Origin of the sequence: Nocardia sp. NPDC051981 (assembly GCF_040680715.1) — a bacterium.
GTDB lineage: Bacteria > Actinomycetota > Actinomycetes > Mycobacteriales > Mycobacteriaceae > Nocardia.
In genome coordinates, this window is sequence record NZ_JBFAXK010000033.1 from 70,198 (window position 1) to 86,842 (window position 16,645).

Annotated in this window: 17 protein-coding genes and 1 pseudogene; 4 read left to right on the forward strand and 14 right to left on the reverse strand. The window is 66.4% G+C overall.

Annotation, left to right across the window (positions count from 1 at the left end; translation table 11 throughout):
- Nucleotides 1-31 precede the first annotated feature (31 nt).
- From AB0L60_RS36990 to AB0L60_RS37030, 9 genes and pseudogenes are all read right to left on the reverse strand, one after another.
- A pseudogene (locus AB0L60_RS36990) lies at nt 32-1,212 on the reverse strand (lipid-transfer protein).
- Nucleotides 1,209-1,385 carry a hypothetical protein gene (locus AB0L60_RS36995; RefSeq protein ID WP_364624131.1) on the reverse strand — a complete coding sequence of 59 codons (177 nt, stop codon included), beginning with the start codon at nt 1,383-1,385 and terminating at the stop codon, nt 1,209-1,211. The pseudogene AB0L60_RS36990 and the gene AB0L60_RS36995 overlap by 4 nt, the downstream one beginning before the upstream one ends.
- Nucleotides 1,382-2,443 carry an acyl-CoA dehydrogenase family protein gene (locus AB0L60_RS37000; protein WP_364624133.1) on the reverse strand — a complete coding sequence of 354 codons (1,062 nt, stop codon included), beginning with the start codon at nt 2,441-2,443 and terminating at the stop codon, nt 1,382-1,384. Before AB0L60_RS37000 ends, AB0L60_RS36995 begins: the two co-directional genes overlap by 4 nt.
- Nucleotides 2,443-2,892 (reverse strand): OB-fold domain-containing protein, encoded by a 450-nt coding sequence (locus AB0L60_RS37005; protein WP_364624135.1) that lies wholly within the window; start codon nt 2,890-2,892, stop codon nt 2,443-2,445. Before AB0L60_RS37005 ends, AB0L60_RS37000 begins: the two co-directional genes overlap by 1 nt.
- The gene (locus AB0L60_RS37010) at nt 2,889-4,049 is read right to left on the reverse strand and encodes an acyl-CoA dehydrogenase family protein (RefSeq protein ID WP_364624137.1); all 1,161 of its coding nucleotides are present in this window, start codon (nt 4,047-4,049) and stop codon (nt 2,889-2,891) included. Before AB0L60_RS37010 ends, AB0L60_RS37005 begins: the two co-directional genes overlap by 4 nt.
- 112 nt (nt 4,050-4,161) lie before the next feature.
- A complete protein-coding gene (locus AB0L60_RS37015) occupies nt 4,162-4,983 on the reverse strand; it encodes an SDR family oxidoreductase (RefSeq protein ID WP_364624139.1) in 822 nt (273 codons plus the stop codon).
- A 160-nt stretch (nt 4,984-5,143) separates the two neighbouring features.
- Complete coding sequence (locus tag AB0L60_RS37020; protein WP_364624141.1) at nt 5,144-5,620, reverse strand: nuclear transport factor 2 family protein; 477 nt, start codon at nt 5,618-5,620, stop codon at nt 5,144-5,146.
- Nucleotides 5,617-6,498, reverse strand: a complete 882-nt coding sequence (locus AB0L60_RS37025) for an LLM class F420-dependent oxidoreductase (RefSeq protein ID WP_364624143.1) — start codon at nt 6,496-6,498, stop codon at nt 5,617-5,619. The genes AB0L60_RS37020 and AB0L60_RS37025 overlap by 4 nt, the downstream gene beginning before the upstream one ends.
- A gap of 108 nt (nt 6,499-6,606) precedes the next feature.
- Complete coding sequence (locus AB0L60_RS37030) at nt 6,607-7,209, reverse strand: TetR family transcriptional regulator (protein ID WP_364624145.1); 603 nt, start codon at nt 7,207-7,209, stop codon at nt 6,607-6,609.
- A gap of 292 nt (nt 7,210-7,501) precedes the next feature.
- Here AB0L60_RS37030 and AB0L60_RS37035 point away from each other — a divergent pair, with 292 nt between their 5' ends.
- The 3 genes from AB0L60_RS37035 to AB0L60_RS37045 all read left to right on the forward strand — a co-directional run bounded on the left by AB0L60_RS37035 (nt 7,502) and on the right by AB0L60_RS37045 (nt 9,873).
- A complete protein-coding gene (locus AB0L60_RS37035; RefSeq protein WP_364624147.1) occupies nt 7,502-7,684 on the forward strand; it encodes a hypothetical protein in 183 nt (60 codons plus the stop codon).
- Nucleotides 7,685-7,818: 134 nt separating this feature from the next.
- The gene (locus AB0L60_RS37040; RefSeq protein WP_364624149.1) at nt 7,819-8,757 is read left to right on the forward strand and encodes a hypothetical protein; all 939 of its coding nucleotides are present in this window, start codon (nt 7,819-7,821) and stop codon (nt 8,755-8,757) included.
- Nucleotides 8,758-9,237: 480 nt separating this feature from the next.
- Complete coding sequence (locus AB0L60_RS37045; RefSeq protein WP_364624151.1) at nt 9,238-9,873, forward strand: hypothetical protein; 636 nt, start codon at nt 9,238-9,240, stop codon at nt 9,871-9,873.
- A gap of 747 nt (nt 9,874-10,620) precedes the next feature.
- Here AB0L60_RS37045 and gcvH read toward each other — a convergent pair.
- The 3 genes from gcvH to AB0L60_RS37060 all read right to left on the reverse strand — a co-directional run bounded on the left by gcvH (nt 10,621) and on the right by AB0L60_RS37060 (nt 13,014).
- Complete coding sequence (gcvH, locus tag AB0L60_RS37050; protein WP_364624153.1) at nt 10,621-11,001, reverse strand: glycine cleavage system protein GcvH; 381 nt, start codon at nt 10,999-11,001, stop codon at nt 10,621-10,623.
- A 457-nt stretch (nt 11,002-11,458) separates the two neighbouring features.
- A complete protein-coding gene (locus AB0L60_RS37055) occupies nt 11,459-12,124 on the reverse strand; it encodes an isochorismatase family protein (RefSeq protein ID WP_364624155.1) in 666 nt (221 codons plus the stop codon).
- A gap of 65 nt (nt 12,125-12,189) precedes the next feature.
- Nucleotides 12,190-13,014, reverse strand: coding sequence for an alpha/beta hydrolase (locus tag AB0L60_RS37060; protein WP_364624157.1), 825 nt, complete (start codon nt 13,012-13,014; stop codon nt 12,190-12,192).
- A gap of 355 nt (nt 13,015-13,369) precedes the next feature.
- On the opposite strand from AB0L60_RS37060, the gene AB0L60_RS37065 reads away from it, so the two are divergent.
- Nucleotides 13,370-13,555 (forward strand): hypothetical protein, encoded by a 186-nt coding sequence (locus AB0L60_RS37065; protein ID WP_364624159.1) that lies wholly within the window; start codon nt 13,370-13,372, stop codon nt 13,553-13,555.
- A gap of 405 nt (nt 13,556-13,960) precedes the next feature.
- Here the strand turns inward: AB0L60_RS37065 and AB0L60_RS37070 are convergent, their stop codons facing one another.
- Both AB0L60_RS37070 and AB0L60_RS37075 read right to left on the reverse strand, forming a co-directional pair.
- Nucleotides 13,961-14,788 (reverse strand): SDR family oxidoreductase, encoded by an 828-nt coding sequence (locus AB0L60_RS37070; RefSeq protein WP_364624161.1) that lies wholly within the window; start codon nt 14,786-14,788, stop codon nt 13,961-13,963.
- Nucleotides 14,789-15,490: 702 nt separating this feature from the next.
- Nucleotides 15,491-16,216, reverse strand: coding sequence for a tetratricopeptide repeat protein (locus AB0L60_RS37075; protein ID WP_364624163.1), 726 nt, complete (start codon nt 16,214-16,216; stop codon nt 15,491-15,493).
- Nucleotides 16,217-16,645: the final 429 nt, after the last annotated feature.

The window sequence follows — 16,645 nt, forward strand, 5'->3', positions numbered from 1 at the left end:
TGTTCGTGATTGCGGAGAGGTTGTGCGGGCGTCACCGCGTGGTGTTGCCGAGGACGAGGCCGCTGGTCGGCACGCCGGTGCCGGCGGTGACCAAGACGTTCGAGACGTCGGCGGGCTGGTTCACCGACGTGCCCCGGACCAGCCGCACCGCTTCGGCGATGCCGTTCATGCCGTGCAGGTAGGCCTCGCCCAGCTGGCCGCCGTGCGTGTTCATCGGTTGCCGGCCGCCGGGGCCGAAGTGGCCGTCGGCGAGCAGATTTCGCGCTTCGCCGCGGGCGCAGAAGCCCAGTTCCTCGAGTTGCGGCAGCACCAGCGGGGTGAAGTGGTCGTAGAGAATGACCGCGCCCATGTCCTGCGGCCGGAGCCCGCTCTGCCGCCACAGTTGCCGCCCGACCAGTCCCATTTCCGGAATGCCGGAGATCGACGGCCGGTAGTAGGAGGTCATCATGAGCTGGTCCTCGCCCGCGCCTTGGGCCGCGCCGAGCACGTACGCCGGCGGATGCGGCAGGTCACGCGCCCGTTCTGCCGACACGACGACCACTGCCTGCCCGCCGTCGGTTTCCTGGCAGCAGTCCAGCAGGCGCAGCGGCTCGGCGATCCAGCGCGACGCCTGGTGGTCCGCGAGCGTGATCGGGCGACCGTGGAACCAGGCTCGCGGGTTGGTCGCCGCGTGCGCTCGATCGATGACCGCGATGCGACCGAAATCCTCACTCGTCGCGCCGTATTCGTGCATATAGCGGCGCGCGAACATCGCCACCCACTGCGCCGGGGTGGACAGACCGTACGGCGTCATCCAGGAATAGGCCGCCCGGTCGGCGCTGGTGTCCATCGGCCGGTCGGCCTGGCCCAAACCGTAACGCTCGCCGGACCGTTCGTTGAACGCCCGCCAGCACACGACGACCTCGGCGAGCCCGGCGGCGATCGCGGCGACCGCGTGGGCGACCGTGCCGCAGGCCGCGCCGCCACCGTGACCGACCCGGGAGAAGAACGACAGCTCACCGATGCCGACATTGCGCGCGACATGGTTCTCGGAGGAGGACTCGGCGGTGAAGGTGACCATGCCGTCGACATCGCGCGGGCTCAGTCCCGCATCGGCGATGGCGGCTGTCACGGCCTCGCAGGCCAGGCCAGCTCGCTACGTCCGGATGCCTTGGAGAACTCGGTGGCTCCGATGCCGGCGATGGCCGCGACACCGGCGATCGACGCGCTCATCGCCGGCTCCCGGTGTCCGGCCCCGCGTGGGTGGCTCCGAATCGGCTCGGATGCAGCGCTCGCGCAGCGCGTTCCCGGTCGTGACGGCGGGCGGTCGCGATGGCCGCGATCAGCACGAGCAGGAACGGCATTGTCAGCGCGGGCAGAGTTTGGGAGATGTGTTGCAGCGTCATCGGTCCAGGCCCTCGCTGACGATCAGTTCGCCGAGCTCCTGCAGGGCGGCTTCGGGTCCGCCGAAGGTGGCGGCGAGTTGTTTGCCCCACAGGAAGTGGCGGTGGACGGGGTAATCGATGTCGACTCCGATGCCGCCGTGGACGTGCTGGACGCGGTGCACGACATCGAGACCGGCCTGCCCGCACCACCACGCCGCGACCAGCGCGGCGCGGTCGGGGTGTTGTTCGTCGGTGTCGAAGGTGAGGGCCTGCCACAGGGTCAGGTGCATGGCGTCGATCTCGGTCCAGCAGTCGGCCAGCTGGTGCTGCACGGATTGGAACGAGCCGATGGATCGGCCGAACTGGCGGCGGTCGCGGACATAATCGGCGGCCAGGCGCAGCGCGCCGTCGGCCACCCCGATCTGTAGTGCGGCTACGGCCAACCGTGACCAGCGCACCACCTCGGCCAAGGTCTGCGAACCGCCGATCCGCAGGGCCGGTGTCGCTTCCAGCACGAGATCCTGTGCGGGTTCGAGGCTGGTTGTCGGTGCCGGTTCCCAGGTCAGCTCGTTGTTGGTGACCAGGTACAGGCCCGGACCATCTTCGGCGTTGGCGCTGACGAGCACGAAGCCGGTGCCCTCGGGTGCCGGGACGACGGCCTTGACCCCCGTCAGTTGCCAGGGCCCCGAGGCGTTCCGGTACGGAGACGGGGTCGCCCGGCACGCCGGTGCACCGGCGTCGGCGCTGCCGTATTCCTCGAGCGCGACCGTGAGTCGGACGGTGCCGTCGGCGACGCCGGCGAGCACGTCGTCGACAGAGGCGTGGCGGGCGAGTATCAGCCCGGCCACGATGTGCGGCCACAGCGGGGCGGCCGCGACGGTGCGGCCCTGTTCCTCCAGCAGGACGCAGGCGGCGTCCATGCCGAGTCCGGCACCGCCGTACTGCTCGGGCAGAGCCAGCCCGAGCAGTCCGGTGCGACCGAGTTCTGTCCAGACTTTGCCGGAATCGCCGAGCGTGGAGAACAATTGGGCGGCCAGCGCTTGGACCTCGAGCAGTTCACCGGTGAGTCGGAAATCCATCAGCGTTCCTTGATCGTGGTCGGGGAGAAGACCGGCAGGCTCAGCTCGGAGTCGGCATCGAACCAGCCGAGGGTCAGTGGCATACCGATTTCGAGGCCGGCGACGTCGACGTCGGTGAGATTGGTGATCAACCGGGTTCCTTCTTCGAGCTCGACCAGCCCCACGATCAGCGGGTAATCGAAACTGGGATGGCGGGGATGATGTGCCACGACCCAGGAGTAGAGGCTGGCCCGGCCGGTTGCCTGCACGGCATCCCAGTCGAAGGACTGACAGTGGGGGCATTGGGGACCGGGTGGGTGCCGCAGGGTTCGGCAGCCCGCACACCGTTGCACGACCAGCCGATGCTGCCGGGCGGCCTCGAACCAGAACTTGTTGTCCTGGTTGATCGCCGGCCTCGGCCGGAGCTCGCGGACTTGCGTTCCTTGCTTGTCGTGCGATGCCGCGCTCATCGTGCACCTCGGGGCAGACCCAGAGCGCCGGTAGCGACCATGTCACGCAATACGTCGTTGACTCCGCCGCCGAACGTGTTGACGATTCCCTGTCGAGAAAGCTGCTCGACCTGACCGTGCAACGCGGCCCTGGCCGCCTCGGGGCGGAGCCGTCCGCCGGCGCCGAGCACGAAGCTCATCGACCGCTGCAGGTCGATATGGGTTTCGGTGCCGTAAACTTTTGCGGCCGCGGCTTTCTCGGGGCTCAATGTACCGTCACCGACCTCGGCGGCGAGTCTGTGGTTCATCAGCCGCATCGCTTCCAGCCGTGCGTGGGTGCGAGCGAATTCGCGCCGCACCCAAGGCTGTTCGGCGGCGCCGGTGTCCTTGGCCCAGGCGAGGGTCTCCTCCCACAGCTGGATCATCCGGCCGCCGAGGGCGGCCAGCGCTACCCGCTCGTGGTTGAGCTGGGTGGTGATCAGTTGCCAGCCGCCGTTGACCGCACCGACGACGTCGGCGGCCGGAACATGAATGCCGGAGTAGTAAGTGGCGGTCACGGTCATGCCACCGACCGTGGTGATCGGGGTCCAGGAGTAGCCGGGGTCGTCGCAGGGGACGATCAGGATCGAGATGCCCTGGTGTTTGGGGGCGGCGTGGTCGGTGCGGCACGCGAGCCACACGTAGTCGGCGGTGTTGCCGCCGGTGGTGAAGATCTTGTTGCCGTCGACGAGGAACCCGTCACCGTCGGCGACGGCCCGCGTTCGCAGCGACGCGAGGTCGGTTCCGGCCTCGGGTTCGGTGTAACCGATCGCGAACACGATCTCGCCGGTGAGCATGCCCGGAAGGAACCTGGCCTTCTGCTCCTCGGTGCCGTATTGCATCAGCGCCGGGCCCACGGTGTTGATGGTGACCAGAGGGAAAGGCACTCCCGCCCGCTGTATTTCGTCGTAGAAGATGAATTGCTCTTCGGCGGTCAGACCGCGGCCGCCGTATTCTTTCGGCCATCCGACTCCGAGCCATCCGTCGCGGCCGAGCATGCGGGTCACTTCGCGGAATCGCGGCCCGCCGGCGCCGGCTTCGGCCACCTCTCGACGTTGTGCCGGGGGCAGGAGTTGGGCGAAATACTCACGCAACTCTCTGCGTAGTTCCCGTTGCTGGGTCGTCTCTCGCAGATCCATGGGTCGTTATTCTGCGGTCGAGGTGAAAACGTGCAACCGGCCCTTCTGCTCACCGGGACAAGCGAATTGGGCCGGCATTTCCGCTGCGGACGGGAGGAATTGCCGACTCGGTCTAGCGTGGTTTATCGGTGCTCAGAGATTTGACGAGGCGAGGCGCGTTGATCAACGTTCCCAGGAGTGGGTCGGTTTCGGCGCGCGGTGCCGAAGCCAGCCAGGCGATTACGCGGCCCGAAGCATCCGAAGGGGACCCGGAGAAGCCGCTGGCTTTGATATCCGCCGTGCCTCCCCGGGCGGCCCCCGATTCGGTGATCACGAATCCCGGCTCGATGTTGAACGCGCGGATTCCGTCGCCGCGGTGTTCGGCGTTGATGGCGCCGGCCAGGCGCCCGAAACCTGCCTTGGCCGCCGAATAGCCCAGTCCCCAGCCGCCTTGGCCGGGCGGGGCCGGGGGATCGACGACGGCCGAGCCCGAACACAGGTTGACGATCGTGCCGCCACCGGCGTCGATCATCGCCGGCAGTAGCGCCTGGGTCAGGCGTATCTGCTCGATAAGATTGGCTTCCAACGATTCTCGCAGGTCGCCGAGATCCAGTTCGAGGAACCGCGCGTGCGGCTTGTGCCGGATAGCGTTGTTGACCACCAGATTCGGGGCTCCCCAGCTCCGCAGTAACTCCTCGGCGGCCGCGGTCACCGAGGCCGGATCCGCCAGGTCCATCCGCAGCGGCAACGCCCGCGCCCCCAATGCTTCGATCTCGGCGCGGGTGGTGGCGAGACTGCCCGGCACCGCGTAGCTGATTTCGCCTTCCCGCGTGGTGCGGGCCGGCACGGTACCTTCGCCTTCCACCATGGTTCGAGCGGTGAACGCGACGTCGAATCCGGAGCCCGCCAGCACCAGCGCGGTTGCGCGGCCGATGCCCCGGCTGGCGCCGGTCACGAATGCTAGGGGACGAGACGATGACATTGAGTGGAGCTCCTCGAGACGGACGGCCCCTCGGCGCGATGGACGGCCTCCGGACCGTGGGAGTGACCGGGGGATCGGGGTGCGGACGCCGTGGGGCGGCAGCTGATCACCGGGTGTCTGTGTTCGGCGTGGCCTACGCTGGTGGGCCGGCTGTTCGCATCGCCGCCACCGGCCGCGACTCGATGAACGCCACGTGCAGGCTGCGCCGTGCGAGCAACCAGCCGGCGGCGGTGCTGCGGTACTGGTCGCGGTAGACGATGTGCCAGACCAAGTCGACGTCACGGTCGTGGCGTCGAGACAGGTGATGGGCGGTGCACGCGACCCGCCCGAGGGCCGTTGCCGGGGTAGGACCGGGATCGAAGACCGCGCCGACGATCGCGTGGAATGTCAGCGGCAAGGCGTCCACGGCAGCTAGCGCAGCGGCCACCGCGTCCGGTCCGGTATGGGAGGTGACCGGGTCGAGCGTGGCCGGCGGATTCGGCACCTCCAGCACGCCGTCGCCGGTGAAAAGTGCTGCGGCCCTGGCGAAATCGCGGTCATCGACCGCTGCTGCGTAGCGATGGACCAGGTCCTGCAGGGCGATTCGGTCGTGGGTGGTCAGCGCGGTCACGACAGGCTCAGCCGTTGCGCGCAGGCCGACAGCTCGTCCATCGCCTGCTGGAGGTCCGGGGTCGGGGTCGGGGCCAGCAGAAGCCGATCGGCGCCCTGCTCGGCGAGGCGGCCGGACCGGTCGAGGTCGATGCGGGAGACCAGGTGTCCCAGCGATAGTTCCAGCTCCTCGGGGTCGCGGCCGGATCGGGTGGCTTCCGCGCGCATCAGCTCGACCAGCCCGGCCAACTGGTCACCGGTCACTCCCAGCGGCTGCAGCCCGGCGCCGTATCGTCCCGCGCGGCGCGCCGCCGCCTTGGTGTGGCCGCCCACGTGGATCGGCACGCCACCGGCTCGGAGCGGCTTCGGGTAGCTCATCGCAGAGCGGAACTCGAAGAACTCACCCTTGTGGTCGATACCGGCTGCCGAGGTGTCGGCCCACAGCTTGGCGAGAACCTCCAGCTGTTCGTCGGCGCGCCGTCCGCGCGCATCGAAGGGGGCTCCGCATGCCTCGATCTCTTCCTTCATCCAGCCCATGCCGATACCGACCCGCAGCCGTCCGTTGGACAACCGGTCGAGGGTGGCCAGCCGCTTGGCCAGCACGACTGGGTGGTGATTGGGGAGGACGAGCACGCCGGTCGCCAGGCCGAGCCGAGTGGTCTGCCCGGCCAGGAAAGCCAGCAGTTCGAGCGGATCGGGGATATCGCAGTTGTCAGGGAGGTCCATCTTTCCCGACGACGCATAGGGATAGACGCTGGAGTAGTGGCTCATCACCACGGCGTGCTCGACGACGACCAGAGACTCGAAGCCACAGGCTTCCACGTGCCTGGCGTAATCGGCTATCCATGCCGGGTCGGCGCTGGTCCCGGCGGCGACAGGGGCGATGATCGCATATTTCATGGAGCGGGATGCTACGGAGCGGCTCGGTGGCGCAGGTGGGAGCTTTTCGGTGAGCGAGACATCGGCTGCGCGGTGACGGCCGCGCCCAGGGCCGCCCGCGCCGCGAACCTACGCCAATTCCTCGATATCGCTGAGCAGCTTGCGGCAGGCGACCCGGGTGTCCTCCTCGGCCTGCTCTGCGGTGATGTGGTGGTTCAGTGCCGCGTTGAGCACCCCGTACCAGGCCGCTTCGGTGATGCGCACCAGGCGGGCTTGGGCGTCGCTGGGGTCCTCGATTCCCAGCAGCCGGGTGATCAAGTCCCGAAAGCGGTTGGTCACCACGCCACCGGCCTGGGCGACGGCGGCCAGATTCGACTGCAGCATGGCGTGGGCGAGCAATGGCCGCGACAGCAGATCGCGGCCGGCCTTGACGAGTAGATCACTGACCGCTTGCACCGGGTCGACGCCGGGGCGAGGCATCGGGGTCGTCTCGGCGAGGTGCTGCACGCGGTCGGACAACAACGCGTTGAACAAATGTATCTTCGACGGAAAATAGCGGTACAGCGTGGCGATCGCGACGCCGGCATCCTTGGCGACATCGAGCATCTGAACCCGCTCCAAGCCCTTCTCGGCCCCGTGAAAGGCCGCGGCCCGCAGGATTCGCTCACGACGCGACTCCTGCTCGGGTGAACTCGGCTGGGCCGGAAGCCGATCCTCGGCGATGCGTGGCACAGCGTCCCTCCCTGTGTGATGTCTGGCTGCAGTCGCGGTCTCCGCCAAAACTTACCCGCCGGGCCGGGCCGCTCGTGCCATCGTGACCGCTGTCTCTCGCCGAGCCAGGTGGCGATTCCGGTCAGCGGAACCGCGATGACCTCGGGTCCGGTCACCAACTTCCTGACCATCGCCAAATCGGCGCGCCCGCACCCCGAGGCGATGACACAGCACCGACCTCGGCGGCCGAGTCAGGGCGGCGCCGGCAGCGCCCGGTGCGGATCGCTGCGATAGCGCTGGGGTCATCGTCCCGGTGTCGCTGGCCGCCTTCGCTTTCCAGCGATACTCCGATCATCGGGACCAGCTGGCGACCGAGCGCTCCGCCCGGGACACCGCCTGCGAATACGTGAAGGCGTTGACCGACTACGACTTACAGAACATCGACTCTTTACATCTCGACCGTGTCGGCCGGAGCGACCGGCGACTTCAAGAATGAGTTCGGCAAGACTAGCCGTGAACTGAAGGACATGATCGTGCGAGGCGCACGGCATCTCAACATCGAGTCCCGGCCTTTCGTGGCCGGGGGCTTATTTGTTGACGGCCCTCTGGGCGTGAATGCAAGGATGCAGCATGGGGTTCGAGACGATCATCCCGACAGCTGCCGCGGCGGGGACAGTATCAACGCTTGCCGCCTTCATCTACACGACGATCCGCTCATGGATGTTGAAGTTCTCAGCGATCGAACGCACCGCTCGCGACTCGCTGCAAGCCGCTGAAGAACTGGATCTGCTGGGCGGAGAACTGGACCTACCGGGGGACGAACTCCTTGATGCCGTCGAGATGCCATCGCGGAATGCACAGCCCATGCGGCGACCCACCCGGCGCCCGGACGACAGATCGAAATCCATACCGCGCCCACCGATCCCGCCTCGGCCGGCGCCTTACGGCCCGTCGGCTGACGGCTCGGCGCAACGGCAGCGTCCGACTCGACCGTCTCCGGGTAGGTTTGAGCCTGCCTCTGGGAGAGACCTCGACCAGTTCATCGCCCGCGGAGCCGACGTCCCTGGGTCCAAGAACCGCGCCCCGAGTGTCGAGGCGCTGCAGGCACGTGAGTACTTCGCGCACATCACAAATGCCAAGCGACAGAGTGCGATCTACTTCTGGACCTACCTTCTGTCCGGTGTACTCGGTGTATCCCTGCTCCTGGCAGCTGCGGGCCTCGCTGTCTTCGGCAGCCGTGACATTGCCATCTTCACCACGATCTGCGGTGCACTTCCCACAGCGATCTCCGGATTGTTCTACAAGCGCGCCGGAGACGTTGACAAGGCTGCGCGGGACAACCTCGCGCTGCTGGACAAGGCCGTTGAGAACGCCAAACGGATGAAGTCGGCACGAGAAGCCGCATCGAAACTACCGCCAGGACCCGAACGCGGCCGCATCCTGAGCATGATCGCTGTCAGACAGCTGTTTCCCGACGCCACGCCGGCCGACCTCGCTGCTCTGCTGTCACAGAGCAACCACAGCGTGGATATTGCCCACCCGCGAGATTCCGAACCCGAGCGGTCCTGACGGGCCTGTGACAGAACAAGAGCCGCGGTATTGCGGGTGGACTCGTAATCCGGGAGTGATCATGCTGGGCGGGTCTATTGCTGTGTGGGGCACCCATTTTCGATGCGGAACGAATGCGGAATGAATGCCTGGATGCACAATGAATGCACACAAGTTGTGCGATAAAAGTGCGATATGAAATCGCTGTGACCTGTGGGTTTGGTGGAGGCAAACCACCACCAAACAGTTGGGAGTGGAAGGAAGAACTAGAAGAGGGAGACCACGAAGAAGAGAGACCACAAAGAGAGGACTACAAGGGGCGGGTTGGCATGGCGCCGTGCGTGGGGAGCGGGGCGTGTCGGGCGACGAAACCACAAGCGGGGCGTGAGCGCAGACGTCACGTCGATGCGGGCAGATGGACCGCAACGAGGAGATTCCGGCCGGGGCCCGGCTCGGATGACTGTGCGACAACACATTTGACGCATAGCGATCAATCCCCTGATGCCTGCGCATCAATCGAAACCTGGTTTTTCTCTGGTCAAAGATATTGTGGGGCAACGTATTTCGCGAGAATTGAGGCATAGCAATCAATTCTCGGAGGTGTGGCATGAATGCCAGAGTCCTCTGGTCGTAGCGATCGAGTCGGTATGGGCGGATCTGCGAGCGCGTCATGGCGATATCCCTGATGTGGTGGTGACCATGGCGTCGAGATCGATGGGCCGGCGCGGCGTGCAGAAACTGGGGCAATTCGGCCCCGACCGGTGGAAGGTCGGCCAGCGGGTGATGCCCGAGTTGTTCGTCGGCGGGGAAGGGCTGGTGATGGGCGCGCGCGATGTGCTGGGGACGCTGCTGCACGGTGCGGCGCGCACGCGCGGGATCGACGACACCAGCCGGGCCGGCGCCTACCACAACGGGAAGTTTCGTGACATTGCCCGCGAGTTCGGGCTCACTGTGCAACGCACTCCCGTTCGGGGCTGGACGGTCACGACCGTGCCCGACGCCACCGTCGACACCTACAAGCGGCAGATCCGGACGCTCGACGCCGCGATCGTCGCCTACCGCCGCGACGAACACGAACCGGTCGACGGCGACGGCGAGGGCCAGGACGGGGGGCAAGGCGGGCAAGGCGCCTCGTAACGGGCGTGCGCTGGTGCACACATGTTCGCCGGCGCGGCGGGGGCGGGCGGCGCAGAAGACCATCGACGCGGAGCCGATCCTGTGCGGGTCTGCCGAGAACCGTTTGTCGCCGCCGAGAGCGACGACGATTGACGCTTAGGCATCAACGCCTTTGACGCGTATGCATCAAGGACCGTCACGGTTCTGTTCGTGTCGTCGAGATCTCGGATAGTGCTGGTAGGCAACAGGATTCTGGATTGGTTCTGCGGTGCGGGCGGGTCGAGTCAGGGTGCGCACGCGGTGCCCGGGCGCGGGCGGCGAACCATTGGGCGTGCGCGATCGAGACGCACGCGTCGAACTTCCCCGACACCGATCACCACCTGGGCGATATCTGTGAAGCGCCGGTGGAGAAGTGGCCTGCAGCGGATCTGTTCTGGGCCAGCCCGGAATGCCCGCAATGGTCCTCGGCTCGCGGCAAGGCCCGCGACTACGACCACACTCCTCGGAGCCTGGAGGTGGCGCATCCCACGCTGGCCACATCGGATGGACGAGGGCCTCGCCGCAGCGTCGCGGTAGCGCACGTTGGGCGAGACCCTCGTATCGGCTCAGCGGGGTCAGGGGTTGTGTGCTGCGCCGACACCTCAGCGCATACCAACGGGTCGGCCTTCTCAACCGGTCGGTGCGCGATCGTGGCCGACTGATGATGGGGTCGTTACCGGCTTCCCTCATACCGTCCACCCATGTCGCTGAGTGTTCGGAAAACGATGGTCAGCCGACCATCCTCGCGTATTCGGCGGCGGTGAGCAGGCCGTCGGTAGAGGCGCCCGCCGCCTGCCTGATCCTGTACAGCCATGTGCCGTACGCGTCGGCGTTCACTTCCCCGGGAGTGCCGGCGGCGTCGGCGTTTGCCGCGATGACCTCGCCGGTGGCCGGGCTGTAGATCTCGTAGGAGACCTTGACCGACTCCACGACGCCGATGGCCTCACCGGCGGTGACCTGCTTGCCCACCGGGGGCAGCTCCAGGAACACGATGTCCCCGAGGGTTTTCTGGGCGGGGTCGGTGATGCCGATCGCCAGCGTGCCGTCTGCTTCGGTGCGCACCCACTCGTGATCGTCGGTGTACTGGAGGTCGGCACGAACATTCGACATCGCAAGGCGGAGCGATCAGCGGACCCGCCTGGCGAAACAAGCCCAGTTGGTACCTGCACGTCACCGAGGACAAGATGATCCCGCCCGCCACACAGCTGTGGATGCTGAACGGATCGGCGCCACCGTCGCCGACACTCCCGGCAGCCACGCCATCTACGTCTCCCGACCGGAGGTCGTCGTGAACCTCATCCGCACCGCGGCCGACGCGGTCTAACTGCATGCCGCACAGGTGGCCTGCCCTACCAACCGAGGACAGGCCATCTGCCGCGGGTTGCGCTGACCAAACCGGCCGGCAGCGCACCTCGAGAAGATCAACCGGCCGTTGCCGATCCCATCAGCAGGTGGGTGGGCACAGTGTCGGAGTGAACGATCCGGACCAGGATTTCCGCCGCCCGATCGGGGTCGCCGATCTGGGTGGTTGCCGCTGGTCGCGCTGACCGAACCAGTGGCCGGTGAACTATCCGACCGAGTGGTGCAGCAGATTCGCTTTGGCGGCTCCGGTGGCCCGTTTGCGTCGGAAGTAGTCGTTGATGATCACTCGATACAGGTCCGAATCGGAGCGTGCCCAGTTGCGCATCAGCTCGCAGCCGAGTGCCAGCGAGGTGATCGGCTGGGCACCGGCCTGCACCATGCGAGTGATCGCCATGTCGTGGGTGACTGCGGATACGCCGCCGACAGCGTCGACGACGGGGTAGATCTCATAGCCCTCGCGCAGCATGTCGAGTGTCGGAAACGCGAGGCAGACTTCGGTCCACAGCCCGGCCATGATGACCTTTCGCCGGCCGGTGGCCTCGACCGCCGCCCGGAAGTCGGCGTCCTCCCAGGCATTGACCCCGGTACGGTCGATCTCCGTGACACCGGGGAGTTCGTCCAGGAGTACAGGGTTGGTCGGCTCGTTGACGCCCATGTCCACCGCGACGGTCGTCACGACCGTCGGGATCGCGTAGGAGTGTGCGAGCTTGGCGAGGGTCACCGCGCCGAGGTCGATCTCCTCGGCTGTGGCTGATCCGACCGTGGCGTACTGGCCTGGTTGGAAGTCGATGAGGACGATCGCGCAGTTCTGGGGTGTGAGCAGGTGATCGGTCTTCGGGTCGCGGACGGGCTCGGGGCGTGTTTTCGGCATTGGTCCTCGTCGATGAGTTCGGAAAGGTCTGTTCCCGGCACCGGGACTCGAGGCGTGGTCGCTGCTCAGGATCGAATGAATGCGAGCAGATCGGCGTTGATGGTCGGGGCCTCGGTGGTCGGCATCCCGTGCGGGAAGCCCGGATAGGTTTTCAGGGTGCTGTTGGGTAGCAGTTCGGCCGAGCGGATGCCGGTGTTCGCGATCGGGACCACCTGGTCGTCTTCCCCGTGCATGACGAGGGTGGGGATGGTGATCTTCGTGAGCTCCTCGGTGAAGTCGGTCTGGGAGAACGCGACGACACCGTCGTAGTGTGCTTTGGCGCCGCCTGCCATGCCTTGGCGCCACCAGTTGGCGATCACGCCTTCGGAGGGCTGTGCGCCGGGCCGGTTGTAGCCGTAGAACGGTCCTTCGGCGAACGTGCGGAAGAAGTCCGCGCGGCGGGTGGCGACCTGCTCCTGGATGTCGTCGAAGACCGACTTGTCCAATCCGCCCGGATTGTCGGGGGTCTTGACCATGATCGGCGGTACCGCACTGATCAGCACGGCTTTGGCTGCCCGATCCTGTCCGTGGCGCGTGAGGTAGCGCACGACCTCCCCGCCGCCGGTGGAATGACCGATATGAACCGCGTTCGACAGGTCGAGATGGGTGACGACGGCGGCCAGGTCATCGGCGTAGTGGTCCATATCGTGCCCGTCGGCGACCTGGGCCGAACGGCCGTGGCCACGCCGGTCGTGAGCAATCACCCGGAAACCGTGGGACACGAAGAACATCAGCTGTGCGTCCCAGTCGTCCGACGACAAGGGCCAGCCGTGACTGAAGACGATGGGCTGTCCGCTGCCCCAGTCCTTGTAGTAGATGTCGACGCCGTCCGGCGTGGTGATGACAGGCATGTGGGACTCCTTGTGATCGTGTAGTCGATGCCCTGTCCAAGGTCCTCGTTGAGGCAACTGGAACTGGCTGGGCGACAACGCTTCGGAATGATCGGTGCCGGATCACTGTGCGTGACTTCGGGAGCGTTGCGCCCCGCTTTGCGCGCCACAAAAACCGCATTTTCGGCCATGGATTCGTGTCGAGTATCACTGGACACTTGTGAGTCACGTTCACTGCGATAAGGACACACGAGAGACTCTTGGATCTCTCTCAAATCAAAGTCGTCAGATCGCGCACGCTCGACCAGGTGCGCATCGGCGAGATCGTCAGCCCTTACTCGGCTGCCTCTTGCCGGCCGCTGTTGATGGTGAGGGCGTGGCCGCGCTCGGGATTCTCGGTGTCCACCTCGGCTTCCGAACACGGGTTGAGATCGGCGGCGGCAGCATGCCGCGGAAGGGGGCCGCGTCGATCGCGACGATCTGGGTCAGCAGCCTGCCGAAGGAATGCTCGACCACCGCGGGCTTGCACCACGCCAGCTTTCCGATGATGTCCGCGACATGATCGGCGACCTGCCCGGTACCCGGAGAATGGCTGCGCTGTCGCCGTCGCCCACGCGATACGCGCGACCAACTGCGCAGCGCCCACGGCACTTTCACCGAAATCGGCGCGACCCCTTCGACGCCCGCGCAGCGAGCGAACTCAGCGGCACCGGTGAACATACCCGACCACATACCCCAGCCACCACCTACGACCTGACATTGCGCGAACTACAGGTAGCGCGTCTGGCCGGCGGCGGATCAAGATCCTGACACCTCTAACCAACCGCATACCGCGCTGACCGTACCGATCAGCGCGGGGCATCGGAAGGTCAACTGGCCGTGCCGATCCGTGGCAGGCGGAACGTCCGCAACTGCCGAGTCGAGGATGTCCAGCTGTTGCCACGCGGACCAGGTCGACGTGTCTGGACTACCGCCAGTGGTGGTCGCCGAGCGCCGCTGCTTCCGAACCACCGTCGGCGAAGATGACCTGACCGGTTACGAAACGGTTGGCCTCACCGGCGAGCCAGCAGATGAGTTCTGCAACCCATTCCGGACGGCCCGGGAACCCGCCGAAGGGTTGTGGCGCAGCCGTTTCGACTGCCTTGCGCATGTTGTCATCAGCGAAGATCCAGGCTGCCGCTGGAGTGTCGACGACACCCGAGGCAACGGCGTTGAGCGCTATGCCGGCTCCGGCCCACTCGGCGGTCGGAGCGACATTGCGCACCCAGCGGTTCAACGCACGCTTGGCAGTCCCGTAACCAGCGGTCGCGCCACCGGACGCCGGATCATTGGCCAGATACGCGACCGCGGCAGCCTCGTCGCCGTCGAGGCATGCCTGCATGATGCGCTCGTCCGCGGGTGCCAGCGACGATGTCGACGACACAGCCACCGCTCGGGGCGCGGGACTTCGTGCCAGCAACGGACGAAGGCCCTCCAACGTCGCGACAGTGCCGAAATAATTCGTTTCCAGCATGCCGGTCCTACCGCCGCCCGCGATCGCCAGCACCGCATCGATCGGCCCCAGCTCACTCACCTGGTCCACGAGCGAGCGACGACCTCGAGGCGTGGACAGATCGGCCCGGACCTCAGCGTTGTCGAGATCGCATCCGATAACCCTGGCACCACGTTCACGTAGCAATGCGGCAGTCGCCGCGCCGATTCCCGATGCCGAACCGGTAACCACATAAGTACGTGCAGCGGTCCCTGCCTGCGATGTCATCGCGCCCCTTCTCATCACCCAACCGGCACCGCGCACCCAATACCTCATCGATGCCGGAACAACCCCAACACCCTATGCAGGCGCCACCACCGCGGACATCCGGAGAAACCCCGATCCCCAGCGCCCCGAACATCCTCTCCTGCCGCATACCGCCCTGACCGAACCGGCCAGCGCGGGGCAGACGCCGACGAGACCGACTGCGGCGCAGGAACGTCCGCTACTGGCACCCCTCTATGTCAAGACGTCGGTGTAGGCGCAGCGCTAGCCTTGTGGGTGGGTCCGGGATGTGGCTTTTCCGAAGGACCGGTGTGCGGGTTGGAGCCGGTCGCGCTGGAGTAAGTAGTCGTCCCCGATTGCCCTCCCGGGCCTGCTAATTCCCGACGTTGCGGCGAGCATCCGGGCGTAGACGGTGTTCGACAGGCGGCGTTTGAGGGCCCGCAGTGCTTCCATCGAGGCCTTCCCTCCCGCTCTGCGGGCGTCGTAGTAGATGCGGCCGGGAGTGCGGTAGCGCAGCTCGACGATCGCCATGATGTGCAGGACCCGGTTGATCTTGCGGTTGCCGCTGTTGATCGCCGGAGGAGGCGTCCAGGGGTGCGGTGCCGTTCCAGGACGCGAACCGGTCCCGGGTCGCGAACCGACCGAAAGCCTTGCCGCCGTCACGTGCCGTTGCCGGGCGGCCGCCAGGCCCCCGTTGGCATATTCACAGCGCGAGCAGAGGAGATACGGGCCCAGTGCCCTCTATCCCTGATGTTTTAGCCGGTCCAGGAACAGAGTCCGATTATGCGTCGCCGAATCCACCTGGAGCGCAAAGGATCCCGGTCGCTTGTTGTCGAGACGTCGGTACAGCTGGAGGGATTCGTCGGCGGCACGTAACGCGTCGGTGAGTTCCCCGGCATTTGAGATATAGCCACCGAGTTGATGCAGGGCCCCGGCCAGAAAGGGGTCGTAGCGCGGTCGGCGTGGGGCAAGGCGGCGCAGGATGTGGACGAGTTCCTCGCCGAGGGGTAGCGCTTGCCCGGGTTCACCGGTCTTGTCGAGGGAGCGCGCCAATTCGTACAGAGCGGTCAGCAGAACGGGGCCGTACCGATGCGGAGCGTGGGACAGCCGCCCTCGACACAGGACCAGTGCATTCCGTGCGTCGTCCACCGCCTCCCGTTCCCGGCCCACGCACTGCAGCACGTGCGCGCGCAAGCTCAGCGCCGCAGCGAATTGAACCTCGGTGACGATGCGCCGAACGAGCGGCGCGCGGCGGCAGATTCGCAGCGCCTCCTCGACGTCGATCAGGGCTTCGTCGTACCGACCTGCTCTGGCCAGGGCCACCGACCGTAACCGTAGCGCGCAGGCCAGGTCCGCACCGAGGCGTGGTAGAACCGAAGCTGGTGGCCGCAGTATCGCGACGAGCGTGGTCATGGCTTCGAGGTCCCGCACCGACCACTGGGTAATGTCGGCGACACGATGTGCCATATGGACCACCTCAATAACCAGCCACGATATCTGTTCTGAGCGTGTGGCAGCCGGTCACGACGGACACCGCCGCAACTGCGGCTGCCTCGGCAGAAGGCCACCGGTTTTCGACCACGACATGAATCGGACGATACGGCCTGTACTCGCTGTTGTGAATGCCCGTTCCGCCGAACGACTTTCCATCAGCGTAAGTCGTTCTACAGCAAGCGGTTCTAGCGTCTTCCACTGGCTTCAGTCGACACGAGTGCGCTCTCATGCCTCGTACCGCGCTGACCGAACCGGCCAGCGTGGGTGCCGGCGGTCGGAACTTGGTGCGGCGCAGAACGTCCGCTATTGCCGATGAGCGAGCGCGATAGAGATCGTCGAGGCGGGGTGTTGGTGCCTGAGGCACACGGCGAACTGCGCGAGGGGCCACAGGCAAACTGGTCG

Coding starts and splice junctions, on each gene's coding strand:
- AB0L60_RS36995 (WP_364624131.1), bottom strand. CDS start 1,385: ATGACGCTGCAACACATCTCCCAAACTCTGCCCGCGCTGACAATGCCG.
- AB0L60_RS37000 (WP_364624133.1), bottom strand. CDS start 2,443: ATGGATTTCCGACTCACCGGTGAACTGCTCGAGGTCCAAGCGCTGGCC.
- AB0L60_RS37005 (WP_364624135.1), bottom strand. CDS start 2,892: ATGAGCGCGGCATCGCACGACAAGCAAGGAACGCAAGTCCGCGAGCTC.
- AB0L60_RS37010 (WP_364624137.1), bottom strand. CDS start 4,049: ATGGATCTGCGAGAGACGACCCAGCAACGGGAACTACGCAGAGAGTTG.
- AB0L60_RS37025 (WP_364624143.1), bottom strand. CDS start 6,498: ATGAAATATGCGATCATCGCCCCTGTCGCCGCCGGGACCAGCGCCGAC.
- AB0L60_RS37040 (WP_364624149.1), top strand. CDS start 7,819: ATGGGGTTCGAGACGATCATCCCGACAGCTGCCGCGGCGGGGACAGTA.
- AB0L60_RS37045 (WP_364624151.1), top strand. CDS start 9,238: ATGCCTGCGCATCAATCGAAACCTGGTTTTTCTCTGGTCAAAGATATT.
- gcvH (WP_364624153.1), bottom strand. CDS start 11,001: ATGTCGAATGTTCGTGCCGACCTCCAGTACACCGACGATCACGAGTGG.
- AB0L60_RS37055 (WP_364624155.1), bottom strand. CDS start 12,124: ATGCCGAAAACACGCCCCGAGCCCGTCCGCGACCCGAAGACCGATCAC.
- AB0L60_RS37060 (WP_364624157.1), bottom strand. CDS start 13,014: ATGCCTGTCATCACCACGCCGGACGGCGTCGACATCTACTACAAGGAC.
- AB0L60_RS37075 (WP_364624163.1), bottom strand. CDS start 16,216: ATGGCACATCGTGTCGCCGACATTACCCAGTGGTCGGTGCGGGACCTC.